25 protein-coding genes, 1 tRNA gene and 1 pseudogene are annotated in these 22,853 nt (G+C 59.4%); 19 read left to right on the top strand and 8 right to left on the bottom strand.

The window, feature by feature from the left end; translation table 11 throughout:
* Nucleotide 1 precedes the first annotated feature (1 nt).
* The 8 genes and pseudogenes from phaC to radC form a co-directional block, all read left to right on the top strand.
* Nucleotides 2-1,831 (top strand): class I poly(R)-hydroxyalkanoic acid synthase, encoded by a 1,830-nt coding sequence (phaC, locus tag B015_RS0110920; RefSeq protein WP_018427730.1) that lies wholly within the window; start codon nt 2-4, stop codon nt 1,829-1,831.
* 261 nt (nt 1,832-2,092) lie between these two features.
* Entirely contained in the window at nt 2,093-3,250 is a 1,158-nt protein-coding gene (locus tag B015_RS0110915) for a YcbK family protein (protein ID WP_157632871.1), read from the top strand.
* Nucleotides 3,251-3,323: 73 nt separating this feature from the next.
* A tRNA-Glu gene (locus B015_RS0110910) sits at nt 3,324-3,398 on the top strand.
* Between the two features lie 591 nt (nt 3,399-3,989).
* Nucleotides 3,990-4,562 (top strand): manganese efflux pump MntP family protein, encoded by a 573-nt coding sequence (locus tag B015_RS0110905; protein ID WP_026227143.1) that lies wholly within the window; start codon nt 3,990-3,992, stop codon nt 4,560-4,562.
* Between the two features lie 157 nt (nt 4,563-4,719).
* Nucleotides 4,720-4,944 carry an alkylphosphonate utilization protein gene (locus B015_RS0110900; RefSeq protein ID WP_018427727.1) on the top strand — a complete coding sequence of 75 codons (225 nt, stop codon included), beginning with the start codon at nt 4,720-4,722 and terminating at the stop codon, nt 4,942-4,944.
* Nucleotides 4,945-5,006: 62 nt separating this feature from the next.
* Nucleotides 5,007-5,735, top strand: coding sequence for an SH3 domain-containing protein (locus tag B015_RS0110895; RefSeq protein ID WP_157632712.1), 729 nt, complete (start codon nt 5,007-5,009; stop codon nt 5,733-5,735).
* A 142-nt stretch (nt 5,736-5,877) separates the two neighbouring features.
* Complete coding sequence (map, locus tag B015_RS0110890) at nt 5,878-6,705, top strand: type I methionyl aminopeptidase (RefSeq protein WP_018427726.1); 828 nt, start codon at nt 5,878-5,880, stop codon at nt 6,703-6,705.
* A gap of 45 nt (nt 6,706-6,750) precedes the next feature.
* Nucleotides 6,751-7,374, top strand: a pseudogene (gene radC / locus B015_RS0110885) (DNA repair protein RadC); the annotation flags it as partial.
* Nucleotides 7,375-7,767: 393 nt separating this feature from the next.
* Here radC and B015_RS0110880 read toward each other — a convergent pair.
* The 5 genes from B015_RS0110880 to B015_RS0110860 form a co-directional block, all read right to left on the bottom strand.
* Nucleotides 7,768-8,721, bottom strand: a complete 954-nt coding sequence (locus B015_RS0110880; RefSeq protein WP_026227141.1) for a hypothetical protein — start codon at nt 8,719-8,721, stop codon at nt 7,768-7,770.
* On the bottom strand, nt 8,718-9,374 hold the full coding sequence (locus B015_RS0110875) for a TauD/TfdA family dioxygenase (RefSeq protein ID WP_018427723.1): 657 nt from the start codon (nt 9,372-9,374) through the stop codon (nt 8,718-8,720). Before B015_RS0110875 ends, B015_RS0110880 begins: the two co-directional genes overlap by 4 nt.
* A gap of 93 nt (nt 9,375-9,467) precedes the next feature.
* Nucleotides 9,468-10,880, bottom strand: a complete 1,413-nt coding sequence (locus tag B015_RS0110870; protein WP_018427722.1) for an exonuclease domain-containing protein — start codon at nt 10,878-10,880, stop codon at nt 9,468-9,470.
* Between the two features lie 14 nt (nt 10,881-10,894).
* Nucleotides 10,895-11,416: an ImmA/IrrE family metallo-endopeptidase gene (locus B015_RS0110865; RefSeq protein WP_018427721.1), complete on the bottom strand. Its 522-nt coding sequence runs from the start codon at nt 11,414-11,416 to the stop codon at nt 10,895-10,897.
* Nucleotides 11,413-11,766 (bottom strand): helix-turn-helix transcriptional regulator, encoded by a 354-nt coding sequence (locus tag B015_RS0110860; RefSeq protein WP_018427720.1) that lies wholly within the window; start codon nt 11,764-11,766, stop codon nt 11,413-11,415. The genes B015_RS0110865 and B015_RS0110860 overlap by 4 nt, the downstream gene beginning before the upstream one ends.
* Nucleotides 11,767-11,931: 165 nt before the next feature.
* Between B015_RS0110860 and B015_RS30755 the strand changes: the two genes are divergently transcribed.
* The 8 genes from B015_RS30755 to B015_RS0110825 all read left to right on the top strand — a co-directional run bounded on the left by B015_RS30755 (nt 11,932) and on the right by B015_RS0110825 (nt 17,304).
* A complete protein-coding gene (locus tag B015_RS30755) occupies nt 11,932-12,153 on the top strand; it encodes a DUF2188 domain-containing protein (RefSeq protein ID WP_018427719.1) in 222 nt (73 codons plus the stop codon).
* Between the two features lie 71 nt (nt 12,154-12,224).
* Complete coding sequence (locus B015_RS0110855; protein ID WP_018427718.1) at nt 12,225-13,148, top strand: AAA family ATPase; 924 nt, start codon at nt 12,225-12,227, stop codon at nt 13,146-13,148.
* On the top strand, nt 13,145-13,621 hold the full coding sequence (locus tag B015_RS0110850) for a hypothetical protein (protein WP_018427717.1): 477 nt from the start codon (nt 13,145-13,147) through the stop codon (nt 13,619-13,621). The genes B015_RS0110855 and B015_RS0110850 overlap by 4 nt, the downstream gene beginning before the upstream one ends.
* Nucleotides 13,618-14,118, top strand: a complete 501-nt coding sequence (locus B015_RS0110845; protein WP_018427716.1) for a hypothetical protein — start codon at nt 13,618-13,620, stop codon at nt 14,116-14,118. Before B015_RS0110850 ends, B015_RS0110845 begins: the two co-directional genes overlap by 4 nt.
* Nucleotides 14,118-15,014: a CBASS oligonucleotide cyclase gene (locus tag B015_RS0110840; RefSeq protein WP_018427715.1), complete on the top strand. Its 897-nt coding sequence runs from the start codon at nt 14,118-14,120 to the stop codon at nt 15,012-15,014. Before B015_RS0110845 ends, B015_RS0110840 begins: the two co-directional genes overlap by 1 nt.
* A 33-nt stretch (nt 15,015-15,047) precedes the next feature.
* Complete coding sequence (gene nucC / locus B015_RS0110835) at nt 15,048-15,773, top strand: CBASS effector endonuclease NucC (RefSeq protein WP_018427714.1); 726 nt, start codon at nt 15,048-15,050, stop codon at nt 15,771-15,773.
* A gap of 74 nt (nt 15,774-15,847) precedes the next feature.
* Nucleotides 15,848-16,165 carry a hypothetical protein gene (locus tag B015_RS0110830; RefSeq protein WP_018427713.1) on the top strand — a complete coding sequence of 106 codons (318 nt, stop codon included), beginning with the start codon at nt 15,848-15,850 and terminating at the stop codon, nt 16,163-16,165.
* A gap of 8 nt (nt 16,166-16,173) precedes the next feature.
* Entirely contained in the window at nt 16,174-17,304 is a 1,131-nt protein-coding gene (locus B015_RS0110825; protein ID WP_018427712.1) for a DUF4238 domain-containing protein, read from the top strand.
* A 374-nt stretch (nt 17,305-17,678) separates the two neighbouring features.
* Here the strand turns inward: B015_RS0110825 and B015_RS0110820 are convergent, their stop codons facing one another.
* Genes B015_RS0110820 through B015_RS0110810 form a run of 3 tightly spaced genes read right to left on the bottom strand, consistent with a single transcriptional unit; the run spans nt 17,679 to nt 21,080 of the window.
* The gene (locus B015_RS0110820; protein ID WP_018427711.1) at nt 17,679-18,614 is read right to left on the bottom strand and encodes a plasmid partitioning protein RepB C-terminal domain-containing protein; all 936 of its coding nucleotides are present in this window, start codon (nt 18,612-18,614) and stop codon (nt 17,679-17,681) included.
* Entirely contained in the window at nt 18,607-19,509 is a 903-nt protein-coding gene (locus B015_RS0110815; protein WP_026227140.1) for a plasmid partitioning protein RepB C-terminal domain-containing protein, read from the bottom strand. Before B015_RS0110815 ends, B015_RS0110820 begins: the two co-directional genes overlap by 8 nt.
* A complete protein-coding gene (locus tag B015_RS0110810) occupies nt 19,509-21,080 on the bottom strand; it encodes a recombinase family protein (RefSeq protein WP_081623462.1) in 1,572 nt (523 codons plus the stop codon). Before B015_RS0110810 ends, B015_RS0110815 begins: the two co-directional genes overlap by 1 nt.
* Before the next feature lie 117 nt (nt 21,081-21,197).
* Between B015_RS0110810 and B015_RS0110805 the strand changes: the two genes are divergently transcribed.
* From B015_RS0110805 to B015_RS33825, 3 genes are all read left to right on the top strand, one after another.
* A complete protein-coding gene (locus B015_RS0110805; protein WP_018427708.1) occupies nt 21,198-21,836 on the top strand; it encodes a hypothetical protein in 639 nt (212 codons plus the stop codon).
* A gap of 137 nt (nt 21,837-21,973) precedes the next feature.
* Entirely contained in the window at nt 21,974-22,237 is a 264-nt protein-coding gene (locus B015_RS32535; protein WP_081623461.1) for a helix-turn-helix domain-containing protein, read from the top strand.
* 120 nt (nt 22,238-22,357) lie between these two features.
* Nucleotides 22,358-22,600, top strand: coding sequence for a helix-turn-helix domain-containing protein (locus B015_RS33825; RefSeq protein ID WP_018427707.1), 243 nt, complete (start codon nt 22,358-22,360; stop codon nt 22,598-22,600).
* Nucleotides 22,601-22,853 lie beyond the last annotated feature (253 nt).

Here is a 22,853-nt window from a genome sequence, read left to right as displayed (position 1 = left end):
CATGGCGAAGGCAGACGATTCGGACAAGCCAAGCGGCGATTCCCCCTCCTCCGTCGAGCAGTATCTGGTGAAAGACCCTGAGCGCTTTGCGCTGAACATGGCCCGCATGATCGAGCAGGCCGGCAAGGCAGCAGCGGCATGGGCAGAGCCGCGCGAGCGCGGCGAGATGCGCGACACCGTCGCCGAGCCCTTCACTGAAGTGATCAAGACCTTTTCCAAGCTGACCGAATACTGGCTGTCCGATCCGCAACGGGCAATGGAAGCGCAGACACGTCTGTTTGCCGGTTACATGGAAGTCTGGGGCAATTCGGTCCAGCGCATGTCGGGCGAGCAGGTCGAGGACGCGGTCAAGCCGGAGCGCACCGACAAGCGCTTCCTCGATCCCGAATGGGGCCGCAACGCCTTCTTCGACTTCCTCAAGCAGGCCTATCTGGTGACGACGCGTTGGGCCGGCGATCTGGTCGAACATGCCGACGGCCTCGACGAGCACACGCGCCACAAGGCCGGTTTCTACGTCAAGCAGGTCTCGAACGCGATCTCGCCGTCGAACTTCATCCTGACCAATCCGGAACTGTTCCGCGAGACGGTCGCCAGCAACGGTGAAAACCTCGTGCGCGGCATGAAGATGTTCGCCGAGGACATCGTCGCCGGCAAGGGCGACCTCAAGTTGCGGCAGGCCGACTATTCCGGCTTCGAGATCGGCAAGAACATCGCCATGACGCCGGGCAAGGTGGTCGGCCGCAGTGACGTCGCAGAAATCATCCAGTATGCGCCAACGACGGACAAGGTGCTGAAGCGGCCGCTGCTGATCTGCCCGCCATGGATCAACAAGTTCTACATCCTCGACCTCAACCCGCAGAAATCATTCATCCGCTGGGCGGTCGAGCAAGGCCACACGGTCTTCGTCATCTCGTGGATCAACCCAGACCAGCGCCACGGTCTCAAGAACTGGGAGGCCTATATCCGCGAAGGCCTGCAATACGGCCTCGATACCGTCGAGCAGGCGACCGGCGAGCGTGAAGTCAACGCGATAGGCTATTGCGTCGGCGGCACGCTGCTCGCCGCAGCCCTGGCGCTGCTGGCGCAGGAGGGTGACCATCGCATCCGTACCGTCACCTTTTTCACCACGCAGGTCGACTTCACCTATGCCGGCGATCTCAAGGTGTTCGTCGACGAGGAACAGATCGGCGCACTCGAGCGCGCGATGAAGGAAAAGGGCTATCTCGACGGCACCAAGATGGCGACCGCCTTCAACATGCTGCGGTCGGGCGACCTGATCTGGCCCTACGTCGTCAACAACTACATGCGCGGCAAGGAACCGCTGCCGTTCGACCTGCTTTACTGGAACGCCGACTCCACCCGCATGGCGGCGGCCAATCACTCCTTCTATTTGCGCAACTGCTATCTCGAGAACAACCTGTCGCAAGGCCGGATGGAACTTGCCGGCCGCACCGTCTCGCTCGCCGACATCACCATCCCGGTCTACAACCTCGCAGCCCGCGAGGATCACATCGCGCCTGCCCGCTCCGTCTTCCTCGGATGCCAGTATTTCGGCGGCGACGTCGAATATGTCGTCGCGGGCTCCGGCCACATCGCTGGTGTGGTCAATCCACCTGCCGCCGGTAAGTATCAATTCTGGTCGAACGGCAAGCCGACAGGCGACTTCGACCATTGGCTGAGTGGCGCGACGGAGACGCCCGGCTCGTGGTGGCCGCACTGGCATCGCTGGATCGAGGCCGCCGATAACACCAGCGTAGAGCCACGCAAGCCTGGCGTAAGCGGACGGGTGCTAGAAGATGCACCCGGCAGCTATGTGAAGGTTCGAGTGTAACTCCCCGTAATGCGCGGTGAGTTGACGCCCTTAACAAAGGGGGCGAAAAGATGGCGCCCAATCATGATCCCGCCTCAATTGGGGCCTAGCCCGCAGTCGGGGATCACTTCCATATGATCGGGTGCCGTTTCTTGTTCCGAAACGTCGTTGCGTAGCAGTTCGATTTTATTGCCAAGCGTTTGTTGGCCTGCATTTGCGTGAGAGGGGACCGGTTTGACGTCAGGACGACTGCGATTCGCAGACCGGCGATGCGGCGTTGCACTGACTGTGCTGGTTTCGCTCCTCGCCGTTTCGTGCACAGCCACCGGCGAGCCCGACCTCAACATCGCAAATCCTGCCCTGACCGCAGGAACAACCGCCCAGACGGCAACGGCCGAAGTTGCGACCGCCACCGGCCAACCCGGCACTCCGGCAACGGCCCTTGCCATGAGTGTCGAGGGCGACACCGCCCTCCCCGATCAGGTCGGTTATGTACCGATCATGAAGCCGGGCAGCGAAACGCCGGCTGAAGTGGCGATCGTCGACGCCGAGCAGCAGCCGCAGACGGCTGCGGCCGTGGAGCAAGCCAAGGCCGAACCCGAGCAGCAGACGGCAGACGCCAAGCCCGCCAAGGGCCCCGTCCAGCAGGACACCGGATTCTATCTGACCAACGGGCCGGCCGCCGCGCCGGAAGCGCCCAAGAAAAAGGGCTTCCTTGCCTCACTGTTCGGTTCTTCGCCGGCGAAGGCTGCTCCCGTGCCCGCGGAACAGAAATCCAAGCCGGTGATCGCAACGACGACCGCCGCGCCGGAACCGGCGGCCGAGGCCAAGCCGGCCGAAGAAAAATCAAAACCGCTCATCTCGCTTGCGTCGGCCAAATCCGGTTCGAAGCCGCTCGAACTCGCGTCGCTCGGCGGCAGCTCGTCGGGCAGCGATTCGGAATGGGCACTGCCTGGCGTGCGCACCACCGATCTGTTCGAGATCAAGCGCAAGTCGGGTCTCAACGACGACAGCGACGTCGATCTGCACGAGGACGAAGACCCCGAGCTCTACCAGGTGGCTTCGGCCGCCGGCATGGCCCGCCTCGCTCCCAACGGTCTGCTCAAGCAGCATGAAAGTGTCGATGTCGGCTGCCTCAAGCCGTCGCTGGTGCGCATCCTGAAATCGGTCGAGCAGCACTTCGGCAAGAAGATGGTCGTCACATCGGGCTATCGTAATCCGGAGCGCAACCGACGCGCCCGCGGCGCCAAGAACTCGCAGCACATGTATTGCGCCGCAGCCGACATCCAGGTGCCCGGCGTCAGCAAGTGGGAACTTGCCACCTATCTGCGCGCCATGCCCGGTCGCGGCGGCGTCGGAACGTACTGCCACACCACTTCCGTCCACGTCGACGTCGGCCCGGAACGCGACTGGAACTGGCGCTGTGGACGTCGTGGCTAAAAAAATTTGGCGATGCAGCAAAAGACGGGTTGCCTATCGCGAACAAGCTAAGTATACCCCGCCTCACCTGAGCGCGCCCATCGTCTAGCGGTTAGGACACCGCCCTTTCACGGCGGTAACAGGGGTTCGATTCCCCTTGGGCGTACCAGGTTTTCCTCTTCAAAAAGCTTCAGCTTCAAGCATCAATGCAGTGATGTTCTGCATCGGGCAAGACGGTCGCGCTGGTCCGCATCTACCTTTCGAGGCAGACCACCTGCCTGGCCAACGAAGCCGCCGGGCGCGAAGTTGATGTGCGGGAACCCAGAACAGATTCGCGACCTGGAGCGGCAGGCCTGAGCATTGCGCCGGAAGCAGTGCGCCACTCCCCTTAAGTCTCATAGGGACAGTTCCACGCGCGAAGCAGCACACTCCCCAATTGTGAAACCTGCGGTCGACAAGACGTTCATGGCCGACACTGGGCTGGCAATGCAGAGACGAAGCCGACGACCTTCCGACGCAGTTGCAAATGCAAATCAGAATTGTTCAACTATTTGTTTTATTTGATATATTTTCCGTCCTGCAATAGATGGTCGGCCATCGGGGAGTAGCCACCACGCAAGTGGGACCTCATCAACACGATCGCCTTGTGGCGTGGTGCGGTCAGTCGACATCGTTCGACCCGGCAAGACCGTGGCAGCAGCCATCCGACGACGGACGGATGACAAAGTGCCCGGTCCAATTCCGTCCGCTGGTTCTCATCATGCCCATCGCAGCTATTTTCCTGCTCTCCATCAGCATGTCCGTCGATGCCTTCGCTGTTGCCGTTGGCCGCGGAACGACATTCAACCGTGCCCGTATCGGCCAGGCCCTGCGCACCGGCATCATCTTCGGCGTGGTGGAAACCATCACCCCCTTCCTGGGATGGTCGGCCGGCATTGCCGCGAATGGCTGGGTCGCACATTTCGACCATTGGCTGGCATTCCTGCTCCTGGCCGCGGTCGGACTGCACATGATCTACAGCGCATTCCATGGCGATGAGGGCGACAGGTCTCAGATCGGCAATTCATTGCCTGTTCTGGTTGCCACGGCGCTGGGCACAAGTCTTGACGCCATGGCCGTGGGGCTGTCGCTGGCATTCATCGGCGTGGACCTTGCAGGGATCGTCTTGATTTCGATCGCGATCGGCTTCGCGACATTCATGATGTCGACCGCCGGCATATTGCTGGGAGGAGTGATCGGCGCCCGCTTCGGGAAACTTGCCGAAGTGGCCGCCGGCATCGTGCTTCTCGGCATGGGAACGACAATCCTGTGGGAGCACCTCAGCGCAGCGTGATTCCCTGCCGTCCTTCGCCGACGGCATAAGGCTGACAAGCTGCGGAAAGTGCCGCCGCAGCGCAACGCCGGACTGGCAAGGCCGCGATCGCCTGTGCCAAAGGATAGATGAAGCGTCGCCTCAACCATGAGGCGGCCCTGATGAAGTGGAGAGAATCATGTCCGACGATATCGTGGTGAAAGACAGCAACGGCACGCAGCTCGCCGACGGCGATTCGGTGACGCTGATCAAGGATCTCAAGGTCAAGGGAACCTCTGAGACCATCAAGCGCGGCACGCTGGTCAAAAACATCAGGCTGAACGGCAATGCCGGCGAGGTCGAATGCAACACCAAGCAGGTCAAAGGCCTGGTGCTCAGGACCGAGTTCCTGAAGAAGGCCTGACTGCCTGGCCGGGCGTGGCCAACGTCAACGCGGTTTTAAGCTCTGAAGTCCAGACTCAGCCCATGACTGGATTCGCCCTTCCCAAGATGAGATGGCTGCTGCTCGGCGCGCTTGCTGCCGGCGGCTGGGCGATGACGCAGGAAGCGCCGAGCAAGTTCAAGTTCGACGACCGCCCTGCCCGCTCCGCCTCTCGTCCGAAGGCTGAAATCGCTCCGCGCAAGGAGGCGACCGTAGCAAGGCCGAAGCCTGTCCAGACCGCCAAGCCGGGCGTCGAGGTCGTACGGCCGAAGGTCGATGTCGAACCCGTAAAGACCGCCAAAGCCCAGCAGCCCAAGCCGGCAGCCACGGCTCCGAAACCGGTGGGCGCGACGAAGGCCACGCCCCGTCCGGACAGCGCCTCCGGCCCACGCAAGCCCGCCGCCGATCTTGCGACAGCCTCCATCTCCCGCCCACCGACGCCGCTGCCGCGTCCAGCGACCAGCGCAAAGACGGACTCGCCGAAGGAAACTGCGGCCAAGGCGCAGAACACCGCTCCACTGCTCAACGTGCTGTACACCAGCACGACCGTCTATTTGCGCAAACGCCCGAGCGTGACGGCCCCTGTCATCTACAGCCTGAAGCAGGGCGAGATGGTGCGCGTCTTCGCCCGCGACGGCAAATGGGCGCTGGTCTCGACGCCTGCCGGCAAGGGCTGGCTCCATGACGAAATGCTGCTGCGGCCTGCCGATCCGGCGGCACCGCGCCCGAGGGAAGTGCTGGCCGAGCCGGCTAAGAGCGCCACGCCCGGCTGAAGACCGCGTTTTTGACCCTCCTGAGGCCGCATTTGCCGGTGGTTTTGCCTTTGCGGGTTGAAACCTGGCGCGTCAGGTGCCAAATCTGCCTCGACATCCCGCAAATCCTTGCGCATATCCTGAAAACACCCGGCAGAAGTTCATGGTCAGCTATCTCGACGCCGCCACGGCGCCCCTCAGGAATACCGGCCAGATCCGCCTCTATGGCGCGGATGCCTTCGAAGGCATGCGCAAGGCCTGCCAGCTCACCGCCCGCTGCCTCGACGAGATGGTCGACCGCGTTGCGCCCGGCGTGACGACCGAAGCCATCGACCGCTTCGTCTTCGAGTTCGGCATGGACCATGGCGCCATGCCCGCGACGCTGAATTATCGCGGCTACACCAAATCCAGCTGCACCTCGATCAACCACGTCGTCTGCCACGGCATTCCCGACAACAAGCCGCTCAAGGATGGCGACGTGGTCAATATCGACGTCACCTACATCCTGGATGGCTGGCATGGCGATTCGAGCCGCATGTACCCGGTGGGCAGCATCAAGCGCGCCGCCGAGCGCCTGCTCGAGGTCACCCATGAATGCCTGATGCGCGGTGTGGCCGCCGTGCGCCCCGGCGCCCGTACCGGCGCCATCGGCGCCGCCATCCAGACCTATGCCGAAGGCGAACGCTGCTCGGTCGTGCGCGACTTCTGCGGCCATGGCGTTGGCGCGCTGTTCCATGACGCGCCCAACATCCTGCACTACGGCAACGTCAATGAAGGCGTCGAGATGCGCGAAGGCATGATCTTCACCATCGAGCCGATGATCAATCTCGGCCGGCCACATGTGAAGGTGCTGTCCGACGGCTGGACTGCGGTCACCCGCGACCGTTCGCTGTCGGCGCAATACGAGCACACGGTGGGTGTAACCGCCACCGGCTGCGAGATCTTCACGCTCTCGCCCAAGGGGCTCGACCGCCCGGGTCTGCCCGCATAAGATCGTTTCGCCGGGTTCATTCCGGCGGGGGCGACATCGGCTGATATGGCTGGCAACGACCACGACGAACGCGGTTTCTTCGGCGAGCGGACGTTGCCGCCCGCAAAAGCTGGCACCGCGCCCGAGCAACCTGCCAAGGCAGCTGACAAGCCCCACTATCTCGGCCATCGCGACCGGCTGCGTGAACGCTTCGTTGCTTCAGGCGATGCGCTTGCAGATTATGAGCTGCTCGAACTGCTGCTGTTCCGGCTGATCCCACGTACCGACACCAAACCCGTGGCCAAGGCCCTGCTCGCGCGCTTCGGTACGCTGGCCGAAGTTCTCGGCGCGCCGCCGAGCCTGCTGCAGGAGGTAAAAGGTGTCGGCCCGGCGGTAGCGCTCGACCTCAAGGTGATCGCAGCAGCTGCAAGGCGCATGGCGCGTGGCGAGATCAGCCGCCGCGAGGTGCTGTCATCCTGGACCAAGGTGCTCGACTATTGCCGGGCGGCCATGGCCTTCGAGGAGCGCGAGCAGTTCCGCATCCTGTTTCTCGACAAGAAAAACGCGCTGATCGCCGACGAAGTCCAGCAGACGGGCACTGTCGACCACACGCCCGTCTACCCGCGCGAAGTCATCAAGCGCGCTCTGGAGCTGTCGGCGACGGCAATCGTGCTGGTCCACAACAATCCCGTTCGATACCCTTCGGGCATTGCATGTCACGCATGATCCCGCTCCGTCACGAAATCCTTATTAATCAGTTTCTTATCGCTTCGGGGGCCTCATCAAGTCGGGTGGTACTTTATCAGTTTTCGCGCTTTTCTTGATTTGCGGAAAGCTCCAATTGACTTGCTATTTCTATAGCAAAATCAATATTTTACATCTAAAATATCCATTAGCCTCATCAGAAGCGTTCCGACTTAGCCGAGGAAACGCTCTATCCTGATGCCAGCGCAGAGCATCCATACTGGGGGGCAGTCATGATTGGGTAGGCAGACGCAGCGGCCGCCTCGCCAAGTCGTAGTAGTGCTTCGCCGTCACTCACTTCGCAGCTGTTTGAACCGCGTCAAAACTACTGGGCAGCGATCAACGCTCGTTGTTGTCATCCTCATAGCCTTCATGGTCGTCCTGCGGCGCATAATATTCCGCTGCATCGTAGACCTGGGTCTTCTTGTAGCGCTCGCCAAGGCCAGCCGCAGCGAGGCGCGAAAAGCCGTTGATCTTCAAGCCGCAAGCGATGCATTCAAAGCGATTGGGCAGATATTCCTGCGTCTCGGTGATCTCGCCGTCATCAAGTTTCTGTGTCGGCGCGGTGACGGGCTCACCCACGACCAACGCCTGGGAAGCGCAAGATGGACAGTTCACCCGATGGCCGGCGTGGCGGGTTGCCCAAACAGCTGCCGACTGACTGAGCGTAGTGCGCTCCTCGTCGCCCTTCCCGGCCCAGACTTTCTTGTGGGCTTCAACATCTCCCAGAACCGCCTTAGCACTGTCATCGACCGCGGCGGCGATGAGCTTGGAAGCGACTTTCGCCTCGGACTGCCCAATGAAGTCGGGTAGCGACATGCCCATCGAACGAAGGAGAACCTCGCAGACCTGATAGAACTGTGGCTGCCAGATGACCGCATTGACGTTCTCGAAGACGGCCTCACCGGAGTGCAGTTCGCTATTGCGGCGGCCGGTATGCAAGATGCCGAAATCAGCATGTTCCTTGGTGAACTCCGGAAAGATCGCCGCGAGGCGGCGGAACGCCTCGCTGACCGGTATCGACTTTGGCGTAAACTTTGCCTCGGTCGGTTCAAAACCAAGGGCGTGGAAAAGACTAGACCAGCCTTCCTTGTTTTCCGTCAGCAGTGCGGGGCTGACATTGGCAAGCGCGGCTCTGGCAAGAAACTCGAGGGACAGGCTCGACCAAAGAGCATACTCCCATTGCTCGCTGTCGACGGCGAGCATGTTCTCAATATACCGCTGGGCTTTGACGAATAACGCCTCTGGGTGCCACGTGGCCGGCGTATCACCCGCTTTTACTATCTGCTTCAAATCAACGCCTCCAAATAGACTCGTTCAATCATCCGGCTCTCCCGTCCTTCGAAAACTCGTGATCGCGCATGCAGCATGCGCCAGTTGTCGACGAGAAGTGTGTCGCCTGCATTAGCAAGCGCGATTGACCGAGGATCGACTTCCGACAACAGGGTCGTGATCTGTTGGCTGGCTCCCTCTCCGACCCTACTGGCGGGCTTGAGGAAAACCTCGTCCCATCTGACACGGTGACCATTGTCGACTTGTTCGCAGAGGCGCAGCAGAGGAACGGCGCCGTTCTGCGGCCGTCGCGGTTTGACGATCGCGCGGGTCAGGACGTCGAGTGTGACGGTATCGACGATCGTTTGCCCGTCTATCAGGAGCGTCGGAACGTCGAGAAAGCCCTTAATACAGCGAAGCAGCAGATAGCGGGGCGGCTGACGCCAATGGGCAAGATCAGTATGAAACGGGAAACGGTCGAGACCATAAATCCCGCTATAAGTGTTTGGCGCCGCGCTGGCACGAGGGACTAATTTCTGGATGAGTCCTCCCTCCCAGGGCGCGAGTGGCACACCAAGCTCAGTCGCGACCCCAAGGGTGTCCACTTCCGGACGATAGTCTTGGACGAACGCGTACCCGCAAGTTGCGATTTGGTCTTTGATTGATGGCACCATACCGCGTGATTCTGAAAGGTTAGGCAGGATTTTCTCGAAGAGCGGCAGAGCATCCGCTCGACACGCACACACTCATATAGCGATCAAACCAAGCTAGATCGCGAATTGCTTAGAACGAAATTCAGTCACCCGCTCGATCCGGTTAATCAGGTAGTTTCGGTAGCCGGCCAGGATGCCATCGCCCTCAGCCCCACTGCCATCCAATAACGTCTGCGTTTCTTGCAGCGCCTGGTTCAGCGTCAAACCGCCGGCTTCATCGTCGATCAACCGATCCGTTAATCCGCGCTCCACTATGAGCCGCACATCATTTGGCAAGGCCGATCGACCGCCAAAATAGATTAGGCGAAGGCCAAACGTTCGAAGGCGCTCGTCATCAAAGCTCTGAACAATGGCCAACGCCTCGGGCCAGCTCGCATCATGGAAGGCCGCCATGCGAGCCTCATCATCAGGTCCGGGGAAACCCTCATAAATCCGCCCTTCCGCATGAATGGAGGGCGGGCGTGGTTCGCGCGTGGCCACGTAGGACGAGACGATTCGGGCGCAGAACGCCGCGTCCTCTTTCATTTCGCGAGCACGGGCTTCCAAGTCGTCGAGGTTGGCGCCATTCAGCATCTGATCCGGAGCATCATAGAATGCTGTCAGCGTAGGCGCGGCGTTGATTCTGAGGCGACGAACAGGGCTCGGCTTCGCTGTCAGTTCTGCGCGCAACGCCTCATCCGGCAACGAGGCAAGCCGCTCCATGTCAATGTCCAACCGCAAGCACAACCGACCGTTAGGCTGTTCCGGATCCCGGCCCACGCAGACGACCGGCGTGTGGTATGCCTCGTTGGCGAAAAATTCCGTGAGGAAAAAACCGTCCTCGGAGTCAACGAAATCGCCGACCGTCGCTTTCTTTGAAAATCGTACGAAGCGCTGCCAGAGTTCAGGTGCGCGTTCATGCACGCATCGACAAAGACCGAGCGTGGCGCCGACATCTGCCATAGCGTCGTGAGCTTGCGCGTGTGCGACCTCATTTGCCGACGCAAGCTGCTCCAGCCGGAATACCGGACGCCCTTCCGGACCGAGTGGCACAGCAATGCAAGCAGGGGAAAGAGCCGAGGCGGCCATCACCAGGCCCAAAGCATCCGCTCGGCAATTGCCGTGATTGCTCGTCAGATAGGCTGAATGAAGGGTTTGAAAAAGGGCGTGCCTAAGCATCTCCTCGTCGAAACGAATGGAATTGTAGCCTACGAAGACCGATGGAGACCACGACAGAAGCTTCCGTCGGATGGCCAAGACCATCTCATAGTGCGAAGGAAGCCCCTCATCGACCAGCCGCGCAATAGGTAGGCCGTTTGTGCGCAGAGCGCTCGGGTGAGGAACCACGTGCGGCAGGAGACGCGAACGCGCCTCAAACCGATCGATCTCATTGAGATTGTTATCTGTCCGGACTGCCGCAAAATGTACGATCTGGTCGAAGCCGTGCCTAAGCCCCGTTGTTTCTGTGTCGAAGAAAACGAAGCTCATCCAGCTGCCTCGACCTAGAAGCGTCCAGCCAGACGAAATCGCATGGCCGACGCGCTGACCCGGAATTTTTTGGCAAGCGCCTCTATTCCAGCATCATCCTCGATATCCAATCCACTTGCGTCCAACGCGCTCGCGAGAAAATCCCGTGGCATCAGGAGTTCCGAGGCGAAGGCATTGGCTTCGATCTCTAGCGGATCGATGCCTTGTGAAGAGATGTCATCCCGCAACAGAACCCGAAATCCCTTGTCGACGTGAACGGCCTTACGAATCTCATCGGCATGCAGTTCATGATGCGCAAGCTCGTGTGCGGCCGAGAATCGTTGTCGGTTAGGATGGTGCAGAGCGTTGACGCCAATGATGCCGACACCGTCCTTTATGAAGGCCATTCCCGAGAGGTCGTCCTCCAATGGAGCATATTGAAGGACGATGTTTCTTGCCTTGATGATGCGTTCGACCGGGATCGGCGCCCCCTTTACTCCGAACTCCTGCAAGATGCTGCGCGCAGCTTCCCGAGCCCTTTCTGGATCCGCCCTCACGACCCAGCCTTCGGGGATCCGCGCCGAGCGAGCGCACTCGCAATCAGATCCGTAATTTGGGCCTTGCCCCGCGCGGTTACCGTTTCGTCTGACAAGATCATGTCGAAATCCTCCTGAGTCTCTGGTTTAGGTTGCGCCGGCAGCAGGTCTGAGACTTTGGAAAACTCCAGCGCCGACGCGAGGCTGTAAACATGATGCAGCAGCACGTTTTGCCGGCCGCTCTCGATATTGGCCACAGACGCTCGTGACATTCCAACTCTGGCTGCCAACTCAGCCTGAGTGAGCTCGAGCTTCTTTCGCCGCGTGGCGACGACGCGCCCAAACGCCTTGTAAATCACTTCGTCCGACATCGCGCATGTTTGCTCCCAGCAAACCAAGATGTCAACGTCGCAAACATTATGTGCTTAATAAGCACATTAATATTGTGCTTATTGACAACATTACCCCACTCTGGAATCCATAGCTCGTCGACGAGTGTTGGATTCGGCCGACTGCGAGCAGAAGGAAGATAGAGAATGTCCAAGCGCATCCATGTCGTTCCCCATGAGTCCGGTTGGGCGGCGCGCCGTGAGGGAGCATCGCGGGTCGGGTCGATCCACGACACACAGGCCCAGGCTACGGAAGCGGCGCGCAGCACCGCGATCCGTGAGCGTGGTGAAGTGGTCATCCATCGCCCCGATGGCCGCATCCGGGACGCGAACTCCTATGGCAATGACCCTTTCCCCCCGAAGGGTTGATCCCTGAAACCGCGCTCTCCCGGGCGCCTTTTTTCAACCACGCCGGACAGGCGACGAGAGGACGATTGGCGATGCAGAAGCTGGCTGCCGTACCAAATGACGATTTCGACCGACCGAAGGGTATTCAGCGCGCACGCCGGCTTCCCGATCCCAAACTTGGTTCTCTCTGGGACTCGATCATCCTGGAGGAGCGCCTGAAAGCGCAGCTCCTCTCTCAGGCGATGCTGAACTTCACGATGCGGGGAAAGGTCGATCGCAACGTCATTCCGCTGCATGGAGTGATCCTGCTCGTCGGACCGCCAGGTACGGGCAAAACTTCTCTCGCCAAGGGACTAGCGCACCGCACGGCCGAATCCTTCCAGGGCGGCGGCTTCCGCCTCCTCGAAGTCGAACCGCACGCACTGACCAGCTCTGCAATGGGCAAAACGCAACGGGCGGTGTCGGAACTGTTTTCACAATCGATCGCGGAGTCAGCTGCGGCTGGCCCGACGATCGTCCTTCTAGATGAGGTCGAAACGCTGGCGGCCGACCGGTCGAAGATGAGCCTCGAAGCCAATCCGATCGACATCCACCGCGCGACCGATGCTGTCCTCGTTCAGCTCGACGCTCTCGCCGAGCAGCACCCGAATCTGCTGTTTCTCGCCACCAGCAACTTTCCCCAGGCCGTCGATGCGGCCTTCACCTCGCGCTGCGACCTAGTCGTCCACGTGCCTTTGCCAGACCGCGAGGCATGCGCCCGTATCTTGAGGGATTGCCTGACCGGTCTCGGAAGGTCCTATCCGGCCATCGCGAGATTGCCCACCGTTGCTGGTTTTGACCGCTGTGCTGCGGAATGCGTCGGCCTTGATGGACGCGCCATCCGCAAAATGGTGGCCAATGCTTTGGCCAGCAGCCCGCAAACCGCTATGAACCCGGAACGGGTAACGATTGAAGATCTGCTTGCCGCCGCGCGCGCCGCCAAAACGGGGCGCATTTTGGGAAGCAAGGCATCGTGAGCACCGTCGCCAGCCGCACCTTCAAGAGCACACCCGAACGCGACACCGCTCGAACCTGGGCCGCGATAGTCGACCTGTTGACCCAAGGCAAAACCAGCGATGCGCGCACCGAGCTTCTCGCCGTCGCCGGCATAGCTGCCAGCGTCATCGCGGATCAAGCGCCGAAGGACGCCGCGATCACCGTGACCTGTGACGGTCCCCGCACCCGCATCTACTGCATCTATGATGATGATGCAGTCGAAGGCTCGGACGCTAACGAGGCCCCTCTCGGCTTCGACCCGCTGAAAGGCGACTGGCGAGTTTCGCTTCCCTGCTTGGCTGATGATCTCACCTGGGTTCAGGGCGCCCTGAAAAAGCACAGCACCCGCATTACGGCGCGCGATCTCAGCGCGGCCGTATCCAGCGCGGATGAGGCAGCGACGACGAAATCGCAGACCCTTGTCTTCGACCAAAAAGGGTTTCTCGGCTCATGACCAGCGTCGCCGTCAACACCTACACCCACTCCGTCACCTATGTGGCCGACAATATCCTCAAGAGCCTGAAGGACATCATTCGTCTAAGCGGCCTTGATCCGTCGGAGTTCGTCGGTGATTGGGACTTGAACATGCGCGGTGTCCAGACGTGGCTGAACACTGGCGATCTCGAAACCGTAAAGCTGGAAATCTATAATCCGAAAACGGATACGCTGATTTTCCGGTGGGACATCGACATCGCGTACGGCTGGTCTGGCGGCGACGGCAATTTCTGGACGGATACCGAGCAACTTAGATACGCGATCAAGAAAGCGGGCCTAGCACCGAGTGAGGCTCGATATCGGCTGCTTCTGCAAAGCAAGCCCGGCCGCCCGGACGTGGCTGGCTGGAGCAAGGCGAGCGGACGCTCAACAGAGGGTATGGTTCGGCAAAGCCTCGGAACGACCGTCGAGCACAGTGGCCTCGGCGCCAGCACATCATATCTGAGGAGAGCCTGATGCTCACTGTAGATGAAGCGTTTCGGAAATTCAAAAGCCGCCTTGAACTCAATGATAGGGAGCAAGCTAACGCGTCCGCACGCCAGAAGGAGGTCCGGGACTACCTCGACACTAAGTTCAAGATCGACCGTAGCTTCCTCACCGGGTCATATGCACGGTGGACCAAGACGAAGCCGTTGAAGGACGTCGACATATTCTTCGTCCTGAAGTCCTCCGAGGATCACTACCGCTCGAAGTCGCCATCGGTGGTGTTGACCGACTTTCATAACGCTTTGGCGGAAAAATATGGCGACAAGGCCAAGAAGCAGAACCGCTCAATCAACGTCGATTTCGGCGTAAAGGCCGATACTGACGACAATACCGATTATCGCGTCATCAGCGTCGATATCGTTCCGGCGTTCGATAAGGACGATGATTTCGAGATCCCCGATAATGAACTCGGCAAGTGGATCGGAACCAACCCTCAAACCCATGCCGCAGAGGCCACCGCCGCGCATCAGGCTTATTCCAACGAATGGAAAGGCCTCGTGCGGATGGTAAAATATTGGAACAACAAAACAAAGCACGGCGAGAAGCCGGTGAAGCCCTCATTCCTCATCGAGGTAATGGCGCTCCAGTGCCTACATGGCGGCTGGGGCGGCAGCTTTGATCGCGAGATTCAGGGGTTCTTTGCGACGCTCGCGGCGCGGATTTTCGATGAGTGGCCCGACCCCGCTGGCCTCGGCCCCGCGATCAGCAACGGAATGGACACTGCGCGCAAAACGCGAGCGCGCGACCTTCTGCGTGCGGCGGAGCGCGAAGCAACTCTTGCAATCGACCATGTACGTCGCGGCCGGAACGGTGAAGCGTTGCGCGCCTGGCGCGAACTGTTCGGCCCGAAATTTCCGCTGTCCTGACGGCAAGCTTTAGAATCACAGTGAGGTTTACCGATGTCAGAATGGTCTCTGTCCCAGCTTCTCTCCTCGTTGCATGAAGATATTCAGCAGCGTCTCGCAACCGTTCGGAAGTCGTTCAACCATCCGGGTACGAAGGGTGATGCGAGCGAGAATGTCTGGATCAGCATGTTGGAGACGTATTTGCCGAAGCGCTACCAAGCAGCAAAGGCACATGTGGTAGACAGCCTCGGAAACTTCAGCCAGCAGATCGATGTCGTGATCTTTGATCGTCAATACTCCCCCTTCATCTTCACGTACGAAAACGAGACGATCATTCCCGCGGAGAGCGTGTATGCCGTATTCGAGGCGAAGCAGACGGCGAACGCCGGCCTAGTCGCATACGCACAGGAGAAGGTCGCGAGCGTTCGTCGCCTGCACCGTACGAGCCTCCCCATTCCATACGCCAAGGGTGTCTATCCGGCGAAACCGTTGATCCCAATCTTGGGCGGCCTCCTGACCTTTGAGAGCGAATGGAGTCCGGCGCTGGGACCGTCATTTGAGAAGGCGCTTGTCGCCGACATCGGCGACGGGAGGCTCGACATCGGCTGCGTAGCGTCACATGGCCATTTCTTCTTCGACCAAGCGATCTCAAGCTACAGTTTCGTCAACGAAAACAAGCCGGCAACGGCATTCCTGTTCAAATTGATATCTCAGCTTCAATTCAGCGGGACCGTGCCAATGATCGATGTGGAAGCATATGGACAATGGTTGACGAAGTAGCGATCCAGACGCGTGACGAATATCATTGCGCGAATCTAATATATTTAGATCCCGCTCCATAGGAACCGCGAGAAATGCGAATCACTACGCTTACATTTATTGCATTCTATCTAAACGGCGCGATTGACACCGGCCGCTACGACGATCTGACGGTCGCCGAAGCAAAAACTGAGATCGGAAACGGAACGATCTTCGACTTTCTCCGACAACGTCTGGGGAACGATATCGACCTCAGCATCCTGACGAAGGAGGACGAAGCGGAGCTTCTCTCGGAGTGGCAGGATTTGCTAGCGGCCGTGAACGAGCGTCGAAAAATGGGCATCGAAATGCGCGGCTTACCCCTCCTTATCGCGTATCTTTTGGAAGGTATCCAGCGTCGCCTTCCTCGCTAGGCCGACACATGACGAAGCCTCCCACATATTTCGGCACATGGGGCAACGTGCCCGTCGATGATGACGTGCGGCCGTTCAGCGTCCTGAATCCCAGGGGGAGCGATGCCAACCGCAACAACCGCCGGCACCACTTCATCTCGGCCGTGTATATGGACGGCTTTGCGGATGAACGTGGTCGCGTACAGGTTTACCGCAGCGAGGCCCCCGAAGACCCACACCCGATGAGCCCGCGTGCCATCGGATTCGAGCGAGACTACTATTCCCAGAATCTACCCGAGGGTGGCCAGGAGAACCATCGCTTCGAAGACTTGTGGAACACCATTGAGACTGTGTGGCCGGAGACGGTCAAAGCGCTCGCGGCACGCCGACTGTCACCCGCCATTTCCTTCAACGTCTTGGGTATGCAAACAATTATGCGCGCTCGCGTTCCGGCGACGCGCGACCGCCATGCCTTGATGCTTGAGGCCAAGCTTCGCAGTGAATGTAAGGTCGGCGAAGAGATCGGCGCGCTTCCGCCAGAAATTGAACGCTACGCTGGCCAGTTCGACACCGTTCCCATCGGAATCAATCCGCATGAGACACTGTTGGCGATGCAGGGCGAGTTCAAGAATTTTGGCGATCTCTGCTTCCGACTCGGCTTTGAGGTGCTCCACAATAAAACCAGCACCCCTTTCCTCACATCGGACAATCCGGTCTGCACCTACAACCCATGTCAGGCGGTGCATGCGCGGAGGCCCTATGAGCATTCCGGCGACGTCGAGCTGATCTTCCCAATTTCCGCGCGTATGCTCGTGCGCGGATCCAGCAAGCGCAGGCCGGTGAACATGATCTCACGGCACCGCGACATCTCTGACAGCCGGAAGGTGCGGCAACTCAATCGGACGATCACGCAATTTTCATATCGCATGTCGATCGGCCAGGATCGGTCGAGCGACGACTTGATACGCGCCCACGCTGCGCTTGTGCCCACCATAACCACTGAAGTGCGTCGGCTCGGAATGGAGATTCAGATTATCTGCCGGAATGTCTTCGGTCCTCGGCCGGTGCTGTCACAATATATCGACACCCCAGAAAAGGCCGCGCGTCTCGAGGCCAAAATGGCAATCGCTACGACCCAGGAGAGCCAAACTTCCGGCTGAATAGAACAGCAACGCAGTGCCTCACGCGGTGACGAGATGATGTTTCGATCTATCCTTGGACTAGCGGGAGGAAATTGAGGGGCGATACCAAGCGTGGACTCGGACCCTGCCACCTCGGCAGCGCAACAAGGTGTCAGATGATGCCTACGAGGCCAGCAGTTCACGCAGAGATAGGCGTGCCGGCCAGCGCTCCCGACACGCCCATCAATCCTCATGGGGGCAAGCATGCCCACATGCGGCTGGTCCATATGACGGCCAGCCTAGTGGGCCTCATGCGGGTTCGCCGCCACTCCCACCACCATGCTTGATCCGCCCCAAAGTGCGGCTTCTCCCATGGTCCCCGCGCTTATCGGGTCCGGGTCCCCATTTCGCGTTCAGACGTCCGGCGCCTCGGCAATCGGCCCGAGCGTGTCGATCTCAGCGATCTTCTGAAACTCGCCCAGATAATCCTGCTGATGGGTCGCCAGCCAGCGGACGACGCGGCTGTTCGCAAGGAGCTTGGCGATATATCCGCGCGCAACTGTCAGATGCAGGTTGTCGACCCCGTAGGTCTCTTCAACCGATTCCACCTGGGTCTGAAGAGCCGCCAGCTCTCGTTCCATGCGCGCCATCTGCTGACCGGAAGGGGTGGGAACGGCTGCGCCTTTCCCCTTTTTGGCAGCGACGAGTTGATTATCGGGCGTGGCCGCGCGGATCGCACGTGCGAACATGATCGAGAAATTGTTCTGACCGATCATCAGATCGGCGGCTTCGATCTGCCTAACGGCCGACATCTGACGCAAAATGTCGAACACCTTCATCGAGCAAGGTGTATCTTTCAGCATCTCGGCCGCTTCGGGGCTGATCCCCTCCAGCAATTTGAAACGCCGCAAAACGGACTCGACCTGAAGATTCAAGGCATCCGCAATATCATTAGCCGAGACTCCACGCTCCATGGCGCGCACGATCATTCGGTGCTCCTGGATTGGCGGAATGCGATTGACGCGCTTGTTGTAGGTATAGGTGTCATCGTCGGTGGCGAGCAGGCACTCGACTTCTGTGATGCCAAGTTCCTTGAGCGCCTCTAACCGCAGATGGCCATCGAGGAGGAACCATGTCCCTTCCTTCTTGGGGTCCGCCAAGACGACAGGCGCTTCGATCAGACCGATGGCCTTAATGGAACTCAGAACCTGCGAATAGGATCGGCTCTCTCTGGCACCGTCCGGGAGGCTCTTGAGCGGCATGATCGAGGCAATCGGAATCGTCAGGAAGTCCTGTCCGAAAGCCAGGTGGATATGGCCATCGTCCCGGCTTTTTGATCCATCAGCCATGGTCGCCCCCTGAGACTCGGACGGAGAGTGCCCGAGGCATGGTTGCCAGCCCCTCCGCCCGCAGCAAATTGACGAAGCCATCGTTGACAAGCAGGTCCTTCAGCGCCTCAACGATGAACAGCAGCCGCGTCTGAGTGAAATCAGATTTCTTGACCAAGAGGCGCTGCTTCTCGGCCTCGCGCTGATAAATCTCCATGAGATCGGCAGCCGTCAGCCGTCGACTATTGGTCTTCCTGCCCAGGCGCCCGGTCGGCAGCAACCCCTTGCGTTGGCTCCGCATGCGCATGTCGAGCATGCGCCGGACAGCGGCGAGCTTCTTGCCTCTCAACTTGCCGGTTTCATAGGCGTCGAGGAGCAGGTTCTGCGCCTCCTCCGTCTCCGCCTTGGAAATCTCCATCGCCAAAGTAATCGGAATGAGCCCGGTCTCGACCGCAGCCACCAGACGCTCCTCGCCGCGTTCGAGAAGCGATGCGATCATGTTGACCCAGGACGCCCCGACACCAATCTTTTCACCGATAGCACCGTCGCTATACCCGCGTGACCGCAGGGCGCCGATTTCCCGCATGATGTCGATGGGACGAGGTGTGCGACGGGCGATATTCTCGACCAGACTCATCACAAGACATTCGTTCTCGCTGGCTTCGATCACCACAGCGGGTATCTCGGACTGGCCGAGCATCTGGAAAGCTTCCAGCCGCCCTTCCCCGCAGACCAGATCATATCTCGGACCACCGGCTCCTTCACGGCGGCTCACCGTGATCGGCCGCTTTAAGCCGATGGCTTCGATGTTGTTCACGATCTCCCGATGCTGACGCTTGTTGCGCGCGCGTGGGTTCAAGACCGTGATCCGGGAGATCGGGATCATTTCAATTCGATTGGGGCGAACGGCAGGCATTAAGCGGCCTCCGAAAAGGGAACGGGTGTTGCGATGTCATAGAGAAGATCGAGGTCGTCGAAGCGATAGGCATCGAGCCTCAGAGCATTGTCCTCCATCAGCCGAAGCTTCTCGGAGAGCATGTCGATGCGCGGAAATAGGTAGTAGTCGAGTGGCGCGCGGTTGGCGCGGTCCATGCGCACGACGATAGTGATATCGGGCGCGAGCGACGTGTCGAAGCGCAATTTCCAGCGCAAAAGCCCGGTCGAGGTCTCGAAGCATCGAGCCACCACCACCGAAAGGTTGAACTCGCCATTGACGATTACCCGATCGGTTTGGAGATCCTGCCAGGCATCGCTACCTGTCGCATGCAAACCATCGAGCACGTCCCGGAGAATTTCAGGGTGGAGTTTGCGTACATCGCGATTGATCTCGATATAGCGATAGTCCCGATCTGGCGTGAAACCGACCAGGCTGTAAGCTCTGAGCAGGCTGCCGAAACGAGAGCTATAGGCACTGCTGGACGGCAACTCGTCGCATTCGTCAATGACGATACCCGAAAGCAGCCCCTGCTTCTGATACAACTCCCGCAGAGCCTGCAACATTTCTTCGTCGCTTAGGCGAAACGACCGCGCATTGATGATGGTTCTGGCTGCTTCGAATAGTTCGCGCTCAACGATGGCGTCGAATACATCCTTGGCCCTGATCCATTTTTCTGGGGTGTTGCGGACCCGCTTTTTCTTCAGCTTGAACGAGCGGCGGTTCCAGACATTGTCGCCGGCATATTTCTCATTGATCAGAAGCTGATGGATCGTCCCCCGGGTCCAAGGGCGACCAAGATCGGTCACGAAACCGCGCGCATTGAGGTCGGCGGCAATCTGGTTCTCGTTACGTCCAGCGTAGACGAACGCTTGATAGATCTCTCGAACCAGATTGACCTCATCGTCAGGCCCGAGCGTGAGGATCACGCGGTCGGTCTGGATGCTCTTTTGCTCACCGCGCTCGAGGCATCCCTTGATCGTGCCGTGTTCGTCGATGAGTGTTCGCCGCAGGCCGAAACCCGCTGGACCGCCCTGCCGATACCCTTTTTCGATCAGACGTCCCTGACCGGCGAAAACCTTGACTGAGAGTTCGCGGCTGTATTCCCCGGCCATCGCGCTCTTCACGCCCTTGATGATAGCCGCGATCGGGCTACCGTCGTTCTCGAACTGCTCGGCACAGTATTGGACACGCACGCCTGCGCGCTTGCAGATGTATTCGTAGTACGCGCTCTCATCCGTATCCTGAAAGCGGCCCCAGCGGCTCACGTCATAGACGAGGATCATCTCGAAGTCGGCCCGGCCTTCCGTAACATCGGCGATCAGGCGCTTGAATGCATCACGGCCATCAACGCTCAGCCCGCTTTTCCCTTCATCGGCATAGGTCCTGACGATTTCGATCCTACGCGCTTCAGCATGGTGCCGGATCGCATCGGCTTGGTTTTCCGTCGAGTATTTCTGATGATCTGTCGACATGCGGACGTACTCGGCAGCCCGAACAGGACGTTCCGGCTGCTGTGATCGATCATCATCGTTGAGTTTCCGGCTCGTCAAAATTCGCCCTCTCCAATCCCCGACTGCGGTGGTCCGGGCGACCAACCGCCGCAGCGCATGACGGGCTTCTGCCGCCAATCCGCACTGAGACCAGTCTAACTGCGGAGGAAACGGAAGATGTTGCCGAAAAAGGGCAGGAAATTACCCCTATGGACGGGTGTTCTTGGTGGCCGTGAGGCCTACGCCAGGACCATTGCCGAATTGCTGCGCAAGGAGCATGGGGACAGCCATCGCGCGGTGAAGCAGCTCATGCAGCAGACTGCCGCCAGCGAGAGAACCGTCAAGCATTGGCTTGCGGCACAACACGGCCCAGACACCGTATATTTTCTGCGCCTTTTGGTTTCATCGCCCGTCATCCGAGCCTTCGTTCTCGGCTTGATCGAGGGGCCCGCAGCGAATGCTCAGGCTCATCGGATCGATCGCTTTTCGCTCTCGGCAACCAGAGAAGCCTACGCCGCCGGCGAGGCCGTTGGCGGTGGACCAGCAACGAGTGGCCGGAAAAATGACCCTGAACGTGTCCCTAAACATGACCCTTTAAATGTCCCTGATCCCGTAGAACTCAACGAGCGGCAGCGCTGGTTTCTGGACCGAGTCGTGGAAGGCCGTTGCGGTGCTAACGAGATCTCGGCGGTATGGGAGGTAAGCTTGAAAACCGCGCGTCGAGATATCGCTGCCCTCCAGAAGGTGCGGCTCGTCGAATATGTCGGGTCGCGGAGGAAAGGGCGATATCGGCGAATACACGACGGATGGGGTTAGTCGCTACGTGCTGAAGCGCAACCGCTCCCACATAACCGGCCAGTTACTGCGACTTATCAGCAGGTCGCCGCTTCAAACGAAATTGTGGAGGTACGAGCGTGCATGCCGCCCCGGCATGCACAGCACGGAGAAATCATATGCACTTGTCTGGTCTTTCAACACGTTATGTCCGCACTGACGAAGCTGCGCTCTTCCTTGGATTGTCGCCACGGACGCTCGAAAAGCATCGCACCTACGGAACCGGACCAACCTACCGAAAACTTGGCGGCCGCGTGGTCTACGCGCTCGAAGATCTGAAGGCTTGGGCAGACTTAGGTACGACGACATCAACGTCCGATCCAAACAGCCGAACGATACGCCCCGCCGCACGCCGAGCAGGCGAGCTTCGCCGCAAGGCATAGCCGTGCCGATCGCACTCGCGGACGCTCGCAAGGGTCCGCAAGCCATAGGGCGGCTGCGTGCCGCGCCTCCATTTGTGCAACAGGCCGTTGCACAATTTATCATTCTACCCTGGAGATATTGTGTCTGGTCCTGCTTATCTGACCTGCGAAGAGGTCGTCGAACGCTATCGTAACAAGGTCAGCGACGGCACGTTGCGAAACTGGCGATGGAAGAGGATCGGGCCGTCATATATCAAGATCGGCAAAGCGGTCTTATATCCTACAGACGAGCTCGATCGATGGGATCGGTCAAACTTGACTCCGTGCAAGCAGATATCGTCAGCATCTGCCACCACAGATCAATCTGAGGCCGAAACCAACTAAGATGGGGGCTGGCTTCCGAAACGTGACGACCACGGTCAGCAGGCCTATCGGAGGTCAGCCCTTGTTCGTGCCGTGGCAATGGGCCAAAAAAGTCATGCGTCAGCGTGTAAGTCCGGGCCCTTGCGGGACCGGCCGGTGCGTACCGGAATTTCGATTAATCGAGGCGAATTACATACCCCAATTAACGGCTCCACTCCCACCGGGTCGAGCTTTAACATATTGATTAATATAATGATTTTTGAATACCACGATA

This window comes from Hoeflea sp. 108, from assembly GCF_000372965.1.
Lineage (GTDB): Bacteria > Pseudomonadota > Alphaproteobacteria > Rhizobiales > Rhizobiaceae > Aminobacter.
Note: the sequence above shows the minus strand (reverse complement) of the source record. Positions and strands in the feature narration are given on the sequence as shown.